The sequence below is a fragment of the Shouchella hunanensis genome (assembly GCF_028735875.1).
In the GTDB taxonomy this organism is placed as follows: domain Bacteria; phylum Bacillota; class Bacilli; order Bacillales; family Bacillaceae_D; genus Shouchella; species Shouchella hunanensis.
The window spans coordinates 3,737,509-3,757,113 of record NZ_CP117834.1 but is presented as its reverse complement, the minus strand read 5'-3'; the positions used below and the strand labels follow the sequence as shown (position 1 = coordinate 3,757,113).

The window sequence follows — 19,605 nt, the reverse complement described above, 5'->3', positions numbered from 1 at the left end:
TTCCCATGGAGAAAAAAAGTGGGAGGCTTTTATGGCATCAATGGTTGATTTTGTCAAGCGACTTAGCATTGTGTTTGTGCTGACGTTCGTTATCGGTTTACTTTTCTTCAGTGTGAAATGGATGATAGAAGAAGAGCGAATGGTAATAGGTGACAGACAAAATGTCGTGAAGAGTACATGTCTAATGGACGATGTTTACGTGTAAAGAAGAACGGTTCACGCATGATAAGCATGAACCGTTTATTCATCTTTATAAGTCAATCACATGCACGAGCTTGATTTCATCAAATTTTACAAGTTCCTCTACGATTCCATCTTCAACGTGTTTATCTACATTTACGAGCATAATTGCCTCACCACCAACCGACTTACGACCCACTTGCATCGTTGCGATGTTGACATCGTGCTGCGCTAGCAACTGCCCCATTTTGCCAATAACACCTGGGCGATCAAAATGCTGAATATAGAGAATATGCCCTTGTGCAACGATGTCAACAGAAAATTCGTTAAGGGAAACAATACGTGGACCGTAATCCTTAATATACGTTGCTTTTATCTCAAACGAACGTTCTTCACCGACTGCAACAGCATGAATAAGATTTTCATAACCGAAATGATCGGTTAGTTGTTTTTCACCATAATTAATGCCACGTTCTCTAGCAATTAATGATGCATTGACATCGTTGACAGCGGCATCCACCCGTGGTTGTAAAAACCCAGCCATTAAGCTTCTTGTTAATATGCTCGTATCTCCTTGAGTGGTTGATCCACTATAATACACATTGATCTCTTGGACCGGGATACGCATTAGTTGTGATAATAATGAACCCATCGTCTTTGCTAACTCGTATTGAGGTTTGATTTTCTCATACAGCTCTTTTGACAAAGTCGGCAAATTAATTGAATTCCTCGCTGGCTCCCCTTGAAGAAATGCGAGAACCTCTTCAGCCACTTGTGAGGCAACATTTAGCTGTGCTTCCTTTGTTGAAGCGGCAATATGTGGTGTTGCAACAACGTTAGCGTGTTCAATGAGTGCTTGATCTGTTACCGGTTCTTCGGTAAACACATCTAAAGCTGCTCCGGCAACATGGCCATTTTCTAAAAAATGATACAAAGCTTTTTCATCAATAATGCCACCTCTAGCACAGTTGATTAAATATACACCTTTTTTCGTTAATGGGATGGTTTCCATATTTAATAAACCTTTTGTTTCTTTTGTTAGTGGTGTATGGACAGTTATAATATCCGATTGGCGCAAGACATCGTGTAAATCTGCTTTTTGTATCCCTAATTTTTCCGCTCGTTCCACTGTTAAAAATGGATCGTATACAACTACTTGCATATCAAATGCTTTTGCGCGACGAGCAAGTTGTGTACCAATTCTACCGAAACCAATAATACCAAGTTTCTTTTTATTTAATTCTGCTCCTTGATACAATTTGCGTTCCCATTTACCATCTTTTAATGATGCGTTTGCTTGAGGAATGTTGCGCAATAATGAGCACATCATGGCAAAGGTATGCTCTGCAGTAGAAATCGTGTTGCCATCAGGTGCATTGATGACGACAACACCGTGCTTAGTAGCAGCTTGCACGTCGACGTTATCAACACCTACACCGGCTCGGGCAATAATTTTTACATTTGGCATTTTTAATAGTACTTCTTCTGTTACGGTTGTTCCGCTTCGGATCAGAAGGGCGTCATACTGTGCTAGATCGTCGGTTTCTTGAATACTTCTTTGATCAACAATAACATCCGGTGCTTGTAATAGTGGTGCTAACCCTGCTTCACTCATACTATCTGCTACTAGTACGCGATACTGTCTCTCTTTGTCCATTCTGTTTCTCTCCTTTTAAAAAAAAATAAAAAAAAACACAGCTTTCCATTGAAAGCTGTGAGGGGCGATTTAGCGCGGTACCACCCTCATTTATGTAAATACCTTTTACATAACTCAATTCATAACGGAGATCCCGGAACTTATCTACTCTTGTTCGATAAGCCTACTCAGAAGTGCTATTCAAGAAGGCCTCACTGATTTTCACCAACCATCAGCTCTCTGCATCAACCGTTTTCTTGTCATCTCTTCATCATTGTATTTAAACGATTCAGTTTTTAGTACTGTACCACATAGAAGATTGGAACGTCAACCACTAATTATTCGTTATTTGAAATGAATTATCTGAAAAACTAGTCCTTCATAGGTTTTTTTGCTTATATAACGAAAGATCTAACGTTTAAATGTTTATTTCATTCGTATTTCATCGGGTCGCCATCAAATGGTTTCGATGCAATTTTAATTGAATCCGTCGGGCATCCATTTTTCGCATCAATGACATCGTCTACAAGAACATCTGGTATTAACGCTGATCCAGTATTGTCGTCTATGTAAACATAAGCAAGTCCCTCATCATTGTAATCATAGATATCAGGAGCGACAGCACCGCATGCACCACATGCAATACAAGTATCCATATCTACAATGGTAAAGCATTTATTCGTCATCCTTTTACTCCTCTTTGACTCTAATGCACTCCATTGTAGCAGATATTCAGGTTTTAACAATGAAAAAAACAAAAAGCTTTGCTAAAATAAAGAGATGGACGGATGGAGGTTACTATGAGAGAAGACCTAATCGTAACGGCACTTGCGTTATTTCGAGGAAAACGTTCGGCCATGGCTGCGTATCATTTGTTACAAGGCAAGCGAACGATTCAAACGGTGCAAGATGGTACGTTCTTTAATCAACTCTTTCTTTTTGGTACGTTGCCACATTTAACAAAAGAAGCGTTTCAACATACTCTTGAAACATTGGAAAAAGATCAGTTCATTACGTTTGAGCAGGATATTTGTGTGCCAACGAAAAAGGCAGAGGCTCGAAAAAATGCATGTCTTGCTACTCATTCTTATTTATACCAATTGAACGGGTGGATGTTTGGTAAAGTGGAACGTCGTTTTTGGGAGCGTTTCTCGTTGCTCATTCAATCCCTTAGTCACTTATACGAAAAGGTGTCATTTGCGCCAACAACCCATAACGTTTGGAACCAGCAATGGGTACGTGGCATTTTAAATCAGTACGAACATGATGTAACGCCTTTAAACAATCAGCTCTATTGGGAATGCGAGACTATACTGCGAGAGCAGTCTACAATAAACGCCGAACTATTTGTTCGACAGCTTTCTAGACCAAGGCGAGTTGGCCAAACAAAAGCACAGCTTTCCCAGGTTTATAAAATGGACGCGTTAGAGGTTCAGCTTCGTACTCAGGCAGTCATTCATACGTTTTGTTCCTGTGCATACAATCAGCAAGATACTTACCTAGCTCTCTCACAATGTTTCGCACATAATGAAGTGAATCGATTAACGGCTTCAGCAAATAAAACGGCGCAGCTATTAAACCAAAACGTAAAACTAGAGCGCATTGCTGCTATACGACAGTTAAAAACAGCGACAGTGGAAGATCATGTTGTTGAGATCGCAATGAGTGATAACCGATTTTCAATTGAGCCATTTGTCACGCCCTCAATACAAAAGCAAATTGAAACCGTTTTGCAACAGCAGGACGATCGGAAACTTAGAGACATTCGAAACGAAATTGGGGAGCACGTGAGTTATTTTCAAATTCGACTCGTTTTAGCAAAGAGAGAAAGGGATCGTTATGTTAGAGCGTGAATTACAACGATTGTTTGGTTTTCAGACATTTAAGGAAGGGCAAAAAGACATAATTGAAGCGCTAATGGCGGGTAATGATGTGTTTGCCATGTTACCTACTGGAAGAGGAAAGTCTTTATGCTACCAACTCCCTGCTTTTTTAGCGAGAGGATTAACGGTTGTTGTTTCACCACTACTTTCTCTTATGGAGGATCAAGTAGCACAATTAAAAAAAGCAGGTCGAAAACAAGTTGTAGCACTTAATAGTTTTTCTTCAAAACAAGAGCGGCAAAAGCTTCTTCAGCAGCTAAATGACTATAAAATTGTTTATTTATCACCAGAAATGCTTCAAGCACAAGATGTACTCAGCGCTTTAAGAAGTCAGCTTATATCGTATTTTATTATCGATGAGGCGCACTGTATTTCCTACTGGGGGCATGATTTTCGCGCTGATTATTTGCGATTAAGAGAAGTGAAGGCGGCTCTCGATCATCCACCTACTTTAGCCATTACAGCTACCGCTGATGAAAACGTTCGAAAAGATATAAAAATACAGCTTCAATTACGTCAGCCAGTTGAAATCCTTGATCGAGTGAATCGGGAAAATATCGCTCTTTTCGTTGAAAGGTATGAAACGAATGAACAAAAAGTCATTCGTCTTAAAGAGATTGTTCGAGAGTACGAGCTCCCTGGTTTAGTATACGCGCAAACAAGGGCACAAGCGGAGTGGTACTGTGAACAACTTCAACGAGATTGTCCAGAGCTTTCGGTAGGCTACTACCACGGTGGAATGGATAGCATGGATCGAATGCTCGTTCAGGAGCAATTTCTTTCAAATCAGTTAGATTTAATTTGTGCAACAAATGCCTTTGGAATGGGTGTGAATAAACAAGATATTCGCTTTATTATTCATTTACAGCAACCCCTGGATGTTGCATCTTATTTACAAGAAATTGGCCGAGCTGGTCGAGACGGTTCACCAAGTTTCGCTCTCGTTCTTCTTTCTCCTGAAGATCCATTTTATGCATCTCGACTCATTCAAAATCGAGTCGAAGAGACAATGTCGTTAGAGACATTGCCCCAGCTGCTTGCGATGCCTTTTAACAGTAAAAGTGAACAGCGAATGAGGCTTGAGCAATCATACGGTGAGCAAGGTCAAACGATTTTATTTTTACTTGAAAAATGGGACGTAATCGTAGATGATAAAGGAACATGGAAGAATCAACATGAAACCATTTCAAAATTAAAAACGTATTTTGAAAAACAAGAACAACGAAGGCAACATCGACTTGACACTATGACTGAGTATAGTGAAAATCACAACCAGTGCAGACGCCATTTATTGCTTCATCCCTTTGATGAGCATGTGAGGCTGCAGGCCATTTGTTGTGACATCTGCGGAGCAACTCTCGATTCATTTCAAAAACAAAAACACGAATCAACTAAGGATATCTTTCAATGGGATGAAGAGCTTGCCAACATCTTTAATCAACCGTATTTAGAAAGGGGGGCAAAGAGATGAATGAGTTGAAGGTGGAAGAATTTGAAGATCGAAGCGAAGAGCAACGGCTACCATCTCGTGTGAATGTCCATAAACGTAAGCGGAGCAAAACAACGAAAAAAAAGCCGCTCTTTTTGCCGCGAATCTTGTTTGCCTTATTTTTTAGTTTGGTAGGGTCCATTTTAGTGATGGCGTTTCTCTTTTTAGTCTAATTTGCACTAGTAAGACATACTCTTTACAAAAAGAGGTGGTAGGGGTGCAACATGTAGATACAGTAGGGCACATAACGAATGAACTTGTTAAGCGTAAGCAGACGCTCGAACGTTTTGAAAAGAAAAGCAAGCGCTATGCAGGGTGGACTTTATGTACAAGCTTCCTTTTTGGTATTAGCATAAGTCCGCTTACGCAGAAAGGGTCATCCTCTTTTTCAACCCTACTTCTCGCGCCAATTCCTTTGATTTTACTTTTATGTTTGGTCGTTCTAATCGGGCAAATGATAAACTGCAAGAAGAAAACAGACAAAAAAGAAACTGATTTTGAGACATTAAGGCAAGAATGTATCGATCGTTTGACTGAAATCTTGCCCGATCATTTATCCCATGAGGAAAAAGAAGCTTATTTAAACGAGATGGAGCAACGGTTTTCCATTAACCTCTACTTCCGCTCTTAAAAGATCGCCACTCGCTATTTATTTTTACGTAAGGCATGCAGATGTTCTCGAAGTAACTGTTCTTCATTCTCCGTTAAATCAGGCTCGTAAAGAAAGGCTGGTTTTTTTCGATCCGTTCGACCAAAAAGGTAGTCGGTCGTCACACCAAAAACATCAGCAATTCGGTTAATGGTATCTGTGTCTGGCGTTCGATTGCCATTTTCATAGCCTGAGATAGATACTTTTGTGACGTTGATAAGCCGCCCAAGCTGTTCTTGTGTCAATTTTTGTTCTTTACGCAATTGCTTTAATCGCTTAGAATCAATCGCCATCACATACACCCTCCCTTTATTTCGTCACTCTCATTATAAGTTAACAAATCGCTAACGAAAACAATTGTTAACTAAATAGAAACTTATGATTTACAGCATTACCAGTTAATAGTATAATCTAGTTAACTTGTGGTTAATTACTAGTGGGGTGATCATATGCAACGGACTAAATTAAGAAAAGTGCGGTTAGAACATCATATGACTCTGGAACAAGTAGCAAAACAGATTCATGTCAGTACACCATTTTATTGGCAAATCGAAAACGGCAAAAGAGGGCTTTCTTATGAATTAGCAGTGAAAATTGCCAACGTATTTACCATGACACCTGATGATTTATTCCTAGATGAGATAAACAGTTAACAGCTTAAAACCTTTTTTAAGGTTTTTTTATTTAAATATTGTTTTCAGAAAATGATTTATTAATTATTTTTTCAAAAAAAGGTAGGAATTCTAGATTAGAGGCTTTATAATCATACTTAAAGAATATTTTTCCAAAATAAGCAGAAGGCCTGCTCTTTTCCTAATGTCAGGAGGTTTTTAAAATGAAAGGGGAAATTGCTCGAAAAGTTCATCATCTGCGAAAAAAGAATGCCTTGACGCAAGCGGAACTTTCAAAAGGCATTTGCACACAAGCACAAATTAGTAACATTGAGAAAGGTATACTAAACCCTTCTAGCATAACGCTCTTCCACATCGCCCAACGCTTAAACGTTGACATGAATTATTTCTTCGATCACCAACTTGAACCTGCTCATTGTCCTCAAACGACAAAAGATCAAATAAGACTTGATGCGATAAAAGGAGAATTTCAAAAAGTGCAGGAACAATTAAGAGCTGCTAATTTAGCTCAAGATGATTCTTTTTGCCTGTGGCATGAAGCACTATGTGCACATTATGTGGACCGTGCCACGGAAGAGGCCATTTCAAAGCTGGAAAAGGGCTACAATAAAGCAGATACAACGAGTAACCAATTCTTTATGCTCGCTGATTTAGGGTCGATCTATGCCCAGGCTGGTATGGAAGAGAATGCGCATCATTGTTTTCAGACATTGCTTCATCGGTTAGATGAACAATCACCTCATGTTCAATACGTTCCTTTATATATACGCGCATACCTTGGCAACGCCCAATACATGTTTAAAAAAGGTGAGTATGCTGAGGCAGAATACTATTGTGTAGCTGGGGAGCAGATGTGTTTGGATTACCAAGTTCTTATCGGACTAGCTCAATTTTTCTATATTTATGGACAATGCTTAGTAAAACGATTCCAATATGATGACGCACGTATCTATTTAAAGAAAGCGAAAAAGCTACTTTATATTGAACAAAATAGGGTGAAAATGGATCAAATCGATGAGCTATTGGCTTTATGTAGGACGTAGTGAAGAGGATGCCCACCTTTGAAAGTTCCTTGTCTTATGCTATACTGTGTAGGAGAAGAAAATGCTTTCAAGGAGTGAAAGGAAAGATGAGCATGAGCGCGGGTCAATTAATTGCAATTTTAGGAATCGGTTTAACGGCTGTCGTACTTGCGGTAGTTATGGCTATTCTGTTACTTAAAATGTCCCAGAATTCTGATTGATTCTGTATAGATGGTAATGGGCGGTATTCCTATAAGGGATACCTTTTTAGTTCATAAGGGGGAAAAGACGAATGCTGAATGACATACTATCACGATTAGACGAGCTATACCCAGAAATGATTGAATTAAGACGAGGGTTTCATGCTGAACCGGAACTATCCTATGAAGAGGTCCATACGCCAGCGAAAATAGCAGAATATTTACGAAATATTGGCGTTAATGTGCGAACCGAAGTAGGTGGTAGAGGAGTTGTAGGAACGTTAGTGGGAGGGAAGCCCGGTAAAACTGTAGCCCTTCGTGCGGATTTTGATGCACTCCCTATTCAAGAAGAAACTGGCCTTCCCTTCGCTTCGAAACATCCTGGAAAAATGCATGCCTGTGGTCACGATGGACATACGGCTACATTACTTGTTTTAGCAAAAGTGCTTGCTGAACGAAAAGCGGATTTGGCAGGGACGATTGTGTTTATTCACCAGTTTGCTGAAGAGCTTGCTCCTGGTGGGGCAATTGCAATGATAAACGACGGCTGTTTAGATGGTGTAGACCGTATATTTGGTACCCACTTATGGACGCCCATTCCAAAAGGAGAAATTGGGTATTCCTATGATCGTTTAATGGCAGCTGCAGACAAATTTGAAATTAATATTACAGGGTTTGGCGGTCATGGAGCCATGCCCCATCAAACAGTAGATGCTGTTATTGTAGGTTCAGCAGTTTCTTTAGCACTACAGCAAGTTGTTAGTCGGAATGTTGACCCCCTTGAACCTGCAGTTGTTACAATCGCTTCTTTTCATGCTGGTGGCGCATTTAATGTTGTGAGTGATGTAGCCAATTTAACAGGGACGGTGCGGACCTTTAGTCAACCGGTTCAAGAGCAAGTGATTAAGCGAATGGAAGATGTTACAAAAGGGGTTTGCGATGCCTATGGCGCCACCTATGAGTTTCATTACGCTAAAGGATATCCTGCAGTCATTAACCATCCAGAGGCAACAGAGTGGTTAAAGCAGTCATCCGAGCCGTTTTTTAATTCTGCTAATGTCTACGAGATTCCTCCTGTAATGGGCGGTGAAGATTTTTCCTACTATTTGCAAAAAGTTCCTGGTGCATTTTTCTTTACTGGAGCAGGGAATGAACAAGAAGGCATTACGTATCCCCATCATCATCCGAAGTTTACCATTGACGAGGAATCGATGCTTATTGCCGCTAAACATTTAGGCGCAGTTGCGCTCTATGCATTGGCTGAATTAAACGCAACTACACAAGCGGTAAATTAAACAGATCAAAAAGCAGATCTTAGAGGATCTGCTTTTTTTGTGCATATTTATTAGGAAGTCGCTGCATTTGTATCTTCACATGACGACTAAATCGCATATGTGCGTGGTTTGAATAGAGTGTGGTATGATACTGCTATACCTTTTAATAACGAAAAGATTTTCATAAAATGATTAACCTAATGAAAAAAGGATATAAGAATTGAACATTAGCAAACGGTCGAATAACGAAACAGGCAGCTGGTTGAATTGGTAAGGAGCGAATTGGATATGACCTTTAAAGAAGGGAATTATAATATAAAGGCTGTGTCAAAGAAGCTCGGGATTAGACCTGGTACATTAAGAGCTTGGGAACGTCGCTATCATGTTGTAGCCCCTTTTCGTAATGAAAGTGGTCATCGTTTGTATAGCGAAGAACAAGTATTAAAGCTTCAGACGCTTATTGAAAGAGTGAACGAAGGTTTTACGATTAAACAAGCGGTGGAATCGTTAGAGCGTAAAGGAACTTATGAAGAAAATGTATCAGAAGGTCACCATTACATTGCTCAAATAGCGAGAGAAATTGCCGATGCGCTTCTTTGCTTTGATGAAGAGCGTGCGCAGGCGGTTTTAAATCAAGCCTATAGCATGTATTCTATAGACCGAGTAACCATTGATTTGTTTATGCAAGTGGAAAAACAGTTAGAAGAAATGGACAAGCAGCCGTCTATGACTAACATTCATAAGCAATATATGTTTCAAATACTCGGCGCAAAAGTGAAAAATGTCATGCTAAGTATTCCAAAAAACAACTTAATGCCTAAGGCGTTATTGTTTTCATATCAAGGCGATTCCTATTCCATTTTACTACGCGTTTTTTCATTTTATTTAAAGCGGAAAGGCATGGATGTGATTTGTTTAGATGCAGGGATTCCACTAGAAGATGTTGAATTAGTAATGGAACAAATTCAGCCTGAACTGATGATTATTTCTTCTATGGATAGGGTGCATTTTGAGCAAGCTGCTAATCATGTGCGCTATGTAGCTGAAAAGTCATTTATTAAAAAAAGTGGTATTATTGGGGACGCATTTAACGGTTTAACGGATGATCAAAAGAAGCATCATGCTGATCTCTTTGTTGGAAAATCAAGAGCAGATTGGGAATTATGGCTAGAGCATATGAATTAGATTTGATTTTAGATAAAAACGTTGAACCATCTAATGCATGCAAACATAAAGTATCGTATAAATGTTTGAGATGGGATAGCCTGGTCATAAGGAGGTATAGGGATGCGATTAGAGCGTTTGGCGATTGATAAGTTTAAGGTTTTCTTAACCTTTGATGATATGGAAGAACGAGGAATTACGAAAGAAGATTTATGGCAAGATGTACCGAAAGTACATGACTTATTTCGTGATATGATGCTTGAAGCAGATGATGAATTAGGTTTTAAAGTAGATGGTCCGATTGCAGTTGAAGTATTCGCTATGCCAGCACAAGGCATGGTCTTTATTGTCACAAAAGGGACACAGTCGGATGATTATGATACAGATGATTATGAAGATGGCTTTATCGAAATGCAGTTAACATTAGACGAAATTGATGATGTATTTTATGAGTTTAAATCATTCGAAGATGTTGTTGGCCTAATACCGCGTTTAAAAGCAATCGACATGGGTGGAGGAGAACTTTATTCTTATGAAAATCGTTTTTTTCTAAAGCTATCCGACGACGACCTAGAACAAATAAATGAAGATGCTTTAGTGGCCATATTGTCTGAGTTTGGAAGTCCTGCTACGATTTCATTTCATCGTATTGCTGAGTACGGTAAGAAACTAATTGAAGCGAATACGATTGCGTATTTATTCCAAACTTTTTACCCAGCGAACTAAAATAAAAACATTGTAAAGCTTGTCGACGATATAGTCTACGAGCTTTTTCTATGGCTGGGATTCCTTGATGAATAGGTGAAATACTGGAAAAGATCTATATTTCATTGCTGAAATTTGGTAAAATAGAATTAAAAATTGCACATGGGGTGGGACTATGGATGTGCTTTTAGTGGAAGACGATAAAGCAATTGCCACAATTATTACAGATTATTTAAAGAAAGAAAATTTGTACGTAACATGGTGTGAAGATGGAGAGACGGGGTTACAAAAGCTAAAAGAGCATGCATATAAAGTAGCGATCATTGATTTAATGCTACCAAAAAAAGATGGATTTTCTTTATGCAAAGAAGCACGAACATTTTCAAATATACCGATTATTGTTGTCAGTGCAAAGCAAACAGATGTAGACAAAATACAAAGTTTAGAAATTGGCGCTGACGATTATGTAACAAAACCATTTAGTCCATCTGAGCTAGTAGCTCGTGTAAAAGTTCAATTACGTCGACACGTCCCAGTTCAATCGTTTCGAGAAGAGAATGAGCTTCAGTTTCATGAGGTGAAGGTGGATCGAAGAGGAAGACAGCTGACCATTCAAGATCAACCACTGGTGTTAACGGCGAAAGAATATCAGTTATTTTTATTTCTAGCGGAAAATAGAGGGACAGTATTTACGAAAGAGGAATTGTATAATCAAATTTGGAACAGTGATGGATTTGATAGCCGCACTGTAACGGTACATATTAAAAATTTACGAGATAAGCTAAATGATCGAAAAAAAGCACCGCGTTTTATTGAAACGGTTTGGGGCATTGGTTACAAGTTTATCGCCACACCCGGCGCATGAAGCTCCGCGGTCAATTAAATTTACTATTAATTCTTACGGCAATTGTTCCCTTTATAACAACTAGTTTATTTAGCATACAAGTTAATCGAGCGGTTCAGGGGCAAAGTGAGCTTTATGTTGAAGCGATTTCAAAAGCAAAAGCAATCGGCAGCGGTCTTGCTAGACAGGCGGAAGCAATTAAGACAGATCCTGAAGCAGTTTTGATGCAAACACAGCACTATCATGGTGAAGTTGCGGATATTGCTCTTTATTCTGCGCAGCGGAAGCTTGTTTCCCAATCGGAGCCTGGACTGTTTGCGTCTTATTTAAGCCCAGCTGATATGATGAGCAACCTCTATGAACTTCAAACACGTGATGGTACCTTTATCTACAAGGAACCGCTTTTCTTTGAAGATACATTGACAGGGTATTATGAAATTCGCTTTCATCAAGGTGATATTCAACAAGATGCTTCGTTAATCTACCTGTTAACGTTCTTATTTTTTGGGTGTAGTAGCGCCATTACATTTTACATCGTTCAACACTGGTTTAAGCGAAATATGCTTGTGCCTTTTACGTGGATGAAAGAGCAGATGCAGCATATTGGTGATGGCAAAAGAGAGGTTAAGCTTCATGGATCCACACATAGGCGAACGGAAGTTGGAGTATTGCTTGATGACTTTGCCATTATGACTGCTCAATTAGTCGAAACCGAACGAGAGAAACAGCGGGTTGAAGGAAATCGGCAAAAACTTATCGCTTCCATTTCTCATGATTTACGTACGCCACTAACTTCTATCCGTGCTTATGCTGAAGGGCTAATAGAAAGTGACGATAAGAAAGATGAGTATGCGTCTGTTATTTTAGCCAAAACTCGCTATATGCAGCGATTAATCGCTGACTTATTAATGTACTCCCAAATCCGCGCAACAAGTTTTTTGTTGGATTTGCAGCAAGTTGATGCAGAGGAGCTTGCCGATACGCTTTTTGACGGCTATAAAGATCAGTGGAAAAACCATCATTTTACAATTGCCATCGATTGTGCCGATGCAGAACTTTATGTTGATGTTGATCGGTTAATACAAGTCGTAGATAATCTTGTTGCTAATGCAGTTCACTATACACCAGAAGGCGGCAGTATTTCGTTACTTGCTACAACACAGGCAAAAAAGCTCGCTACTCACTCCATAGAGCACGAAGAAGCGCATGTTTATTTTGTTGTCAAAGACACAGGTAAAGGCATTTCACCTGAAGAGCAGGCTCATGTATTTGATTCTTTTTATCAGGTAGAAAAAGCGCGAAATCAGTCAAATGAAAGTGGTGTTGGCTTAGGGCTCGCCATTTGTCGAGAGCTTATTCAAAAACATGGTGGAAAAATGGGGCTTCAATCATCGTTAGAGAAAGGAAGCACATTTTATTTTATGCTTCCATTAGCACATCGTAACGTAACAGGGGGGATAGAGTGAAAAGACGGTATATTGCGTGGGGCGTAGCAATGCTTTTATTAATGGGAGGGTGTTTTTATACATCAATGGATGCAAACGCCTTATTAGAGGAAGCGTTCAATCAGGAAAGTGAATTTCTACCATTTGAACTAGTCTTAGAAGATGAGGAAGGATGGAAGATGCATGTTTTCGCTGAAAGTGAGGCGAGGCAGCGAGTGGATTCGTATATTAACGATTCCTTACTCTATTCAGAGCTTTATGATGGTCAAAAATTGTTTGAGGTTGATCACCAAACAAATGAAGTGTACGAATATGAACGAGAAGGACTTATCTCAACTGGTCGAAACTATTTAGTTAATGAGATTGATTACCTTTCCTCGACACATGACATTCGCTTTAGTGAAAGTAAAAAAAATAAGCTGTTAAAACGAAACGTCTTTCACGTCGAGTTTTATCAGGATGACGTCTTAGAATACGAACTTTGGGTTGATAAACAATCTCTTGTTGTATTAAAGCAAACGGAACATATTAATGGAGAACAAATTGGGCTTGAAGCAAGTTATTTTAAGATTAATCCGGATATTCCAGAAGGTGTATTTATTCTTGATGAACAGGCGTATCACTTTGTTCATGATGATGAATGATCGACAGCTTTTTTTAGGAAAATGGTAAGTAAATAGGAACGCTACTGACGATGATTAAGAAGGTTGAAATGTGGAATACAGATAGAAAGATTTACACCAATGATAAATTGGACAAAATAAGGGTGGCATTCCCTGCCTTGTTTCATTATCATTAGAAGTGTTGAATGAAAAAAGGAAAATTCCGTGAGGTGACAGAATCAATGGACGAAAGCGCGAATCGAACAGGTACGAATGATGTTCTTGCGTCAACTCAATCCATTATACATACTGCGTTAAGTAAATTAGGCTATCCGGAAGAAATGTATGAATTATTAAAAGAGCCGATGCGTATGATGACGGTTCGTATTCCAGTAAGAATGGATGACGGATCGACCAAAATCTTTACAGGTTATCGTGCCCAGCATAATGACTCTGTGGGTCCAACAAAGGGAGGCGTTCGCTTCCACCCTGATGTAACGGAAAAAGAAGTGAAAGCACTATCGATTTGGATGAGTCTAAAAGCAGGTATTGTTAATCTGCCGTATGGGGGAGGAAAGGGAGGCATTGTTTGTGACCCTAGAACGATGTCTTTTCGGGAAGTAGAGCGACTAAGCAGAGGTTATGTACGTGCGATTAGTCAAATTGTTGGCCCGACGAAGGATATTCCCGCCCCAGATGTGTTTACGAATTCTCAAATTATGGCTTGGATGCTTGATGAATATAGTCGCATTCGCGAGTTTGATTCACCAGGATTTATTACTGGGAAACCACTTGTACTTGGTGGTTCGCACGGAAGAGAATCTGCTACTGCTAAAGGCGTAACCATTTGTGTAAATGAAGCAGCAAAAAAACAAGGTATTGATATGGACGGAGCAAAAGTCATCATTCAAGGTTTTGGAAATGCGGGGAGCTTTTTAGCGAAATTCATGTCTGATGCAGGCGCATTAGTTGTGGGTATTGCGGATGCATATGGAGCTCTGTATGATTCAGAAGGACTTGATATTGACTATTTACTTGATCGACGAGATAGTTTTGGAACAGTGACCAAGCTGTTTAAAGACACCATTACGAATGAAGAATTGCTCGAAATGGAATGCGATATTTTAGTGCCTGCTGCAATTGAAAACCAAATCACAGCTCGCAACGCTGGAAACATTAAAGCATCAATTGTTGTGGAAGCTGCGAATGGTCCAACAACCTTAGAAGCAACGAAAATTTTATCGGAACGTGGCATTCTTCTTGTTCCTGATGTTCTAGCTAGTGCAGGAGGGGTAACGGTTTCTTACTTTGAGTGGGTGCAGAACAATCAAGGTTTTTATTGGTCGGCAGAAGAAGTCGAAGGAAAACTTCAAACCGTACTAGTTGAAGCCTTTGACCATATTTATCAATTAGCGAAAAGGCGCAAAGTGGATATGCGTTTAGCTGCATATATGGTAGGTGTCCGCCGAATGGCAGAAGCATCTCGTTTTCGTGGTTGGGTTTAATTTGATATACTTTTCATGTGAGGACCCTTGTGATCGTTTTTTTGCGCACAGGGGTTTTGGTTATGAATGAGCGTTGAAAAGAGGTTGATTAGTGTATGTACGATGTAATAATCATTGGAGCAGGGCCATGTGGTTTATCAGCGGCAATTGAGTGTGATAAAAAAGGCTTGTCCTCTTTAATCATTGAAAAAGAGAATATTGTGAATGCCATTTATCGGTATCCAACGCACCAAACCTTTTTCAGTACGAGTGAACGATTGGAAATTGGAGAGGTGCCTTTTATTACAGAAGAACGGAAACCGAGACGGAACCAAGCGCTTGTGTATTACCGAATGGTTGCTAAGCGTAAAAAAGTAAACGTCCATGCATATGAGGAAGTGCTAGATGTATCAAAACAGAACAACGTGTTTACTGTAAAAACAACGAAACAACTGTATAAAGCTCGGAATGTGGTTGTGGCTACTGGTTACTATGATTCACCTAATTATATGAACGTTCCAGGGGAAGCAAGTGAGCATGTGATGCATTATTTTAAGGAAGCTCATCCTTTTTTTGATCATGACGTTGTTGTTATCGGTGGGAAGAACTCGGCTGTGGATGCAGCGTTAGAGCTTGAAAAAGCAGGTGCTCGTGTTACATTGCTTTACCGTGGTGATGATTATTCGAAAAGCGTGAAGCCGTGGATTCTGCCTGAAGTGATTTCTCTCGTTAATAATGGGCGTATTCAACTAGAGTTTGGTGCGCATATTACAAAGATTACGGAAAAGGCCGTTCACTATAAACAGGATGGACAAGAAAACCACGCCAAGGCAGACTTTGTTTTTGCCATGACAGGCTACCATCCAGATCATTCATTCATTCGAAGTATGGGTGTGGAAGTAGATGAAGCAACAGGTCGCCCGAGCTTTCAAAGCGCAACAATGGAAACAAACGTTGCCCATTTATTTATAGCGGGTGTTATAGCAGCAGGGAATAACGCTAATGAAATCTTTATTGAAAATGGAAGAGAGCATGGGAAGCAGATTGCTGCCGCTATTATCCAAAAACAGAAAATGGAGGAAATGCAGTGAGGCACGTCGTACTTTTAACTACAGGTGGAACAATTGCAAGCACAACTGGTGAAAATGGTAAGCTAGTGGCAGGTGAATTAACAGGGGAAGAGCTTGCGGAGCTATGTGGCTTGCCAACGGATATCCATGTAACGGTTCGCTCTGTTTTGCAAAAACCAAGTGTGCACCTTGTTCCAGAGGATTGGCATATACTTGCAACAGAAATCAAACAAGCGTTTCAATCGAAAGATGTTGATGGGGTCGTCGTAACACATGGTACAGATACATTAGAGGAAACAGCTTATTATTTAGATTTAACGAATACAGATGAAAGACCAGTTGTTGTAACAGGTTCGCAGCGAGGACCAGAAGATACAGGTAGTGATGCTTTTATGAATCTACGACATGCGATCTATGCGGCATGTGAACCAGATTTGAAAGGGACAGGTTGTGTTGTTGTCTTTAATGAGCGCATTTTTTCTGCTCGTTATGTGAAAAAGGAGCATGCATCAAATATTCAAGGTTTTAACGCATTTGGCTTTGGATATTTGGGGATTATTGACAATGATGTTATTTTTACGTATCAAAAACCAATTCGTCGGGAAATGTATGAATTAACGGAACCTCGTTTCAAAGAGATCGGTATTGCGAAAATTTATTTAGGTATGTCTGAGAAAACGTTACGAGCTCTCATTGAAACGGTTGATGGGCTTGTATTGGAAGCGGTAGGACGTGGACAAGTGCCCCCACAATTAGTGGCACCGATTGAAGAGGCGCTTCGTATGGGAAAACCGATTATATTAACAACGTCATCGGAAGAAGGAAAAGTATATCCAACGTATGACTATAAAGGAAGTGCACATCATCTTGAGCAACTAGGTGTTGTTTTAGGCTCAGATTACGATAGTAAAAAAGCACGGGTCAAAACCCTCGTGTTAACAGCCGCAAAGAAAGATGTTATGCTTGGTTTTTCATAAGGGATGTTACTTGAGTCTCATCAGTGTGAAGCGTATACTGTGAGTAATTAGTGGACTTCCTTTTTAGAGAGTGGGTCGACAAGCCTTGATTTCTTTTGTTATTGCGGCTCTGGCACCAGCCATGGCGTTGTTCTCCTATGTTTACTTGCGTGATTCTTTTAGCCGAGGGGCTATGTTTTTAGTTCTGCGAATTTTTATTATTGGCGCTCTCCTCGTTCTTCCGATATCGGTCATTCAATTTGCGTTAACGGAAGAAGAAATGATAACGGAACCGTTAATAAAAGCTTTTTTGCTTTACGGATTGATTGAAGAAGGGTTAAAATGGCTGATGTTGTTCATTTTTGCTTATCAACACGGTCAATTAAGACAACCTCTTGATGGAATTGTTTTTGGTGTAGCGCTGTCACTTGGATTTGCAACAGTTGAAAACAGCTTATATATGATTGCTTACGGATTCGATCATGTTCTTCCCCGTACCTTATTACCAACGACTGCTCATGCAGTGTATGGCATTGTGATGGGCTACTATATTGGAAGGGCAAAATACCATCGATCTAAAAGGCGTCTATTTCTAGTATTAGCAGCTGTTTTTCCGATGATCTTACACGGAAGCTATGACTATATTTTAATGGATTTTGGACATTATTTTTTACTTTTAATGATTCCTTTTATGGTTGGTCTTTGGTTATTGGCAATATGGAAAATCAAAAAAGCGAACAAGCTCAATGAAAATGAGAAGAGTCAGATGGACTAAAGGAGGAGTATAGCGTGACAACAGCGAATCGCTATCGAATTGTCATTCGTTGCCCTTTATGTGGAGAAAAATATATTTTACGTGGAAAACGCAATGAAAACGGAGACTATGAAACAGGATTTAAGCAATGTGTCTGTGGGAACGAAGATCAATTAATTATTGAAGCGTCTCCTGAATAACGGTAAAAAACGTACGTCCTTTGCAGGCGTACGTTTTTTATATTCAATAGAATGACGAAAAATAAAATGAATGACTTGCAGAATCGTATATTTTGCGTTAAAGTTGTGACAATACAAAAAAACTCAATAGATCTTATCAAGAGAGACGGAGGGATATGGCCCTGTGAAGTCTCAGCAACCAGCCTTATAGGCAAGGTGCTAAATCCAGCAGTATTCTGCAAGATAAGAGAAATGTCAGGAACCTTTCTTCTTATATCTTGAAGAAAGGTTTTTATTGTTTTATGAGAGAAAAGGGGATGACTACATGACACATGATCAATCAATACTAGCGCAAATTGGTAACCGCCGAAAAGATGAAACAGGGGCAGTTAATACACCGGTTTATTTCTCAACTGCTTATCGACATACAGGCATACAAGAATCAACTGGCTATGATTATGCGAGGACAGGGAACCCGACTCGGGAAGTTTTAGAGCAAGCGATTGCCTGTCTTGAGCATGGAGAGAGAGGATTTGCAACAAGTTCAGGAATGTCTGCCATTCAGCTTGTTTTCTCACTCTTTGAACAAGGGGACCATATTCTATGTTCAGATGATTTATACGGTGGTACATATCGACTTTTTGAAGGTGGTTGGAAAAAATGGGGGCTAACGTTTGATTATGTTGACATGTCTAATTTAGAGACGGTTAAAGCGTTACGGACAGCTAATACGAAAGCACTTTTTGTAGAAACACCGACAAACCCACTTATGAAAGAGGCTTCAATCGCAGATTTATCAGCATTTTGTAGAACTCATAACCTGCTTTTAATTGTTGATAATACATTTTTGACGCCTCTCTTGTTGAAGCCGTTAGAAGAAGGAGCAGACATCGTCGTTCATTCAGCGACCAAATATCTAGGAGGTCACAATGATGTAGTGGCAGGACTTGTAGTTGCCAAAGGCACAGAAATAAGCGAGCAGCTCGCTTATTTTCACAATGGTGCTGGATTTATCCTTGGTGCATTTGACTCCTGGCTCTTAATGCGAGGCATGAAGACTTTAGCGTTACGAATGAAACAGCATGAAGAAAATGCGAAACGATTAGTAGAGTTGCTAAAGGAAGAATCCATTGTTAAAGAGGTTCTCTACCCTGGAAAAGGCGGAATGGTCTCATTTAGGGTGACAGATGAAGCTCTAATTAATCCCATTTTACAATCATTAAAGCTTATTTCATTTGCGGAAAGTCTTGGTGGCGTTGAAAGTTTAATGACCTATCCGGCAACGCAAACCCATGCGGATATTCCAGAAGAGGTTCGAATTGCTAAAGGTGTTGACAATACATTACTACGTTTCTCTGTCGGCATAGAACATTGTGAAGATTTAATAAGTGATTTACAACAAGCTTTTGAGTCAGCGAAAAATAGGAAGGGATGAGT

The 19,605-nt window shown here is 39.7% G+C and carries 22 protein-coding genes, 1 riboswitch and 1 other annotated feature; of the genes, 19 read left to right on the top strand and 3 right to left on the bottom strand.

The features are described from left to right. Window positions 1-31: 31 nt before the first annotated feature. Window positions 32-205, top strand: coding sequence for a hypothetical protein (locus PQ477_RS19250; protein ID WP_158332069.1), 174 nt, complete (start codon window positions 32-34; stop codon window positions 203-205). A gap of 45 nt (window positions 206-250) precedes the next feature. Here the strand turns inward: PQ477_RS19250 and serA are convergent, their stop codons facing one another. Both serA and PQ477_RS19240 read right to left on the bottom strand, forming a co-directional pair. Continuing rightward, on the bottom strand, window positions 251-1,837 hold the full coding sequence (gene serA, locus PQ477_RS19245) for a phosphoglycerate dehydrogenase (protein ID WP_144559094.1): 1,587 nt from the start codon (window positions 1,835-1,837) through the stop codon (window positions 251-253). Window positions 1,838-1,894: 57 nt separating this feature from the next. Next, window positions 1,895-2,100 (bottom strand) — a binding site (T-box leader). 147 nt (window positions 2,101-2,247) lie between these two features. Beyond that, window positions 2,248-2,502 (bottom strand): ferredoxin, encoded by a 255-nt coding sequence (locus PQ477_RS19240; protein WP_035398190.1) that lies wholly within the window; start codon window positions 2,500-2,502, stop codon window positions 2,248-2,250. 114 nt (window positions 2,503-2,616) lie between these two features. Between PQ477_RS19240 and PQ477_RS19235 the strand changes: the two genes are divergently transcribed. The 4 genes from PQ477_RS19235 to PQ477_RS19220 are packed head-to-tail and all read left to right on the top strand — an operon-like array spanning window position 2,617 to window position 5,819. Further along, window positions 2,617-3,669, top strand: coding sequence for a YpbB family protein (locus PQ477_RS19235; protein ID WP_186370612.1), 1,053 nt, complete (start codon window positions 2,617-2,619; stop codon window positions 3,667-3,669). Further along, window positions 3,656-5,170, top strand: coding sequence for a RecQ family ATP-dependent DNA helicase (locus PQ477_RS19230; protein ID WP_144559092.1), 1,515 nt, complete (start codon window positions 3,656-3,658; stop codon window positions 5,168-5,170). The genes PQ477_RS19235 and PQ477_RS19230 overlap by 14 nt, the downstream gene beginning before the upstream one ends. After that, complete coding sequence (locus tag PQ477_RS19225; protein ID WP_035398193.1) at window positions 5,167-5,361, top strand: hypothetical protein; 195 nt, start codon at window positions 5,167-5,169, stop codon at window positions 5,359-5,361. The genes PQ477_RS19230 and PQ477_RS19225 overlap by 4 nt, the downstream gene beginning before the upstream one ends. Window positions 5,362-5,405: 44 nt before the next feature. Then, window positions 5,406-5,819 carry a DUF2663 family protein gene (locus tag PQ477_RS19220; RefSeq protein ID WP_186370611.1) on the top strand — a complete coding sequence of 138 codons (414 nt, stop codon included), beginning with the start codon at window positions 5,406-5,408 and terminating at the stop codon, window positions 5,817-5,819. A 14-nt stretch (window positions 5,820-5,833) separates the two neighbouring features. Here PQ477_RS19220 and PQ477_RS19215 read toward each other — a convergent pair whose 3' ends face one another. Next, window positions 5,834-6,130, bottom strand: a complete 297-nt coding sequence (locus PQ477_RS19215) for a helix-turn-helix domain-containing protein (RefSeq protein ID WP_035398197.1) — start codon at window positions 6,128-6,130, stop codon at window positions 5,834-5,836. 156 nt (window positions 6,131-6,286) lie between these two features. Between PQ477_RS19215 and PQ477_RS19210 the strand changes: the two genes are divergently transcribed. The 14 genes from PQ477_RS19210 (at window position 6,287) to PQ477_RS19145 (ending at window position 19,603) form a co-directional block, all read left to right on the top strand. After that, window positions 6,287-6,490: a helix-turn-helix transcriptional regulator gene (locus tag PQ477_RS19210; RefSeq protein ID WP_035398199.1), complete on the top strand. Its 204-nt coding sequence runs from the start codon at window positions 6,287-6,289 to the stop codon at window positions 6,488-6,490. A gap of 182 nt (window positions 6,491-6,672) precedes the next feature. Then, window positions 6,673-7,512: a helix-turn-helix domain-containing protein gene (locus tag PQ477_RS19205; protein ID WP_274272711.1), complete on the top strand. Its 840-nt coding sequence runs from the start codon at window positions 6,673-6,675 to the stop codon at window positions 7,510-7,512. A 271-nt stretch (window positions 7,513-7,783) separates the two neighbouring features. Continuing rightward, window positions 7,784-8,986, top strand: coding sequence for a M20 family metallopeptidase (locus PQ477_RS19200; RefSeq protein WP_144559089.1), 1,203 nt, complete (start codon window positions 7,784-7,786; stop codon window positions 8,984-8,986). A gap of 267 nt (window positions 8,987-9,253) precedes the next feature. Then, the gene (locus tag PQ477_RS19195) at window positions 9,254-10,150 is read left to right on the top strand and encodes a MerR family transcriptional regulator (RefSeq protein WP_144559088.1); all 897 of its coding nucleotides are present in this window, start codon (window positions 9,254-9,256) and stop codon (window positions 10,148-10,150) included. Between the two features lie 102 nt (window positions 10,151-10,252). Beyond that, a complete protein-coding gene (locus PQ477_RS19190) occupies window positions 10,253-10,855 on the top strand; it encodes a genetic competence negative regulator (RefSeq protein WP_035398207.1) in 603 nt (200 codons plus the stop codon). Window positions 10,856-11,009: 154 nt separating this feature from the next. Beyond that, a complete protein-coding gene (locus tag PQ477_RS19185; protein WP_274272710.1) occupies window positions 11,010-11,699 on the top strand; it encodes a response regulator transcription factor in 690 nt (229 codons plus the stop codon). Beyond that, on the top strand, window positions 11,696-13,144 hold the full coding sequence (locus PQ477_RS19180; RefSeq protein ID WP_274272709.1) for a sensor histidine kinase: 1,449 nt from the start codon (window positions 11,696-11,698) through the stop codon (window positions 13,142-13,144). The genes PQ477_RS19185 and PQ477_RS19180 overlap by 4 nt, the downstream gene beginning before the upstream one ends. Continuing rightward, window positions 13,141-13,767, top strand: coding sequence for a hypothetical protein (locus tag PQ477_RS19175; protein WP_035398216.1), 627 nt, complete (start codon window positions 13,141-13,143; stop codon window positions 13,765-13,767). The genes PQ477_RS19180 and PQ477_RS19175 overlap by 4 nt, the downstream gene beginning before the upstream one ends. A gap of 200 nt (window positions 13,768-13,967) precedes the next feature. Beyond that, window positions 13,968-15,230: a Glu/Leu/Phe/Val family dehydrogenase gene (locus PQ477_RS19170; protein WP_060705394.1), complete on the top strand. Its 1,263-nt coding sequence runs from the start codon at window positions 13,968-13,970 to the stop codon at window positions 15,228-15,230. A 95-nt stretch (window positions 15,231-15,325) separates the two neighbouring features. After that, window positions 15,326-16,300 (top strand): YpdA family putative bacillithiol disulfide reductase, encoded by a 975-nt coding sequence (locus tag PQ477_RS19165; protein ID WP_274272708.1) that lies wholly within the window; start codon window positions 15,326-15,328, stop codon window positions 16,298-16,300. Beyond that, on the top strand, window positions 16,297-17,256 hold the full coding sequence (locus tag PQ477_RS19160; RefSeq protein ID WP_035398218.1) for an asparaginase: 960 nt from the start codon (window positions 16,297-16,299) through the stop codon (window positions 17,254-17,256). The genes PQ477_RS19165 and PQ477_RS19160 overlap by 4 nt, the downstream gene beginning before the upstream one ends. Window positions 17,257-17,341: 85 nt before the next feature. Further along, entirely contained in the window at window positions 17,342-18,010 is a 669-nt protein-coding gene (gene prsW, locus PQ477_RS19155) for a glutamic-type intramembrane protease PrsW (protein WP_035398231.1), read from the top strand. Window positions 18,011-18,024: 14 nt separating this feature from the next. Beyond that, window positions 18,025-18,189 (top strand): hypothetical protein, encoded by a 165-nt coding sequence (locus PQ477_RS19150; protein WP_164468425.1) that lies wholly within the window; start codon window positions 18,025-18,027, stop codon window positions 18,187-18,189. A gap of 130 nt (window positions 18,190-18,319) precedes the next feature. Next, window positions 18,320-18,418, top strand: a riboswitch (SAM riboswitch). Between the two features lie 75 nt (window positions 18,419-18,493). Continuing rightward, window positions 18,494-19,603, top strand: a complete 1,110-nt coding sequence (locus tag PQ477_RS19145) for a methionine biosynthesis PLP-dependent protein (protein WP_274272707.1) — start codon at window positions 18,494-18,496, stop codon at window positions 19,601-19,603. Window positions 19,604-19,605: the final 2 nt, after the last annotated feature.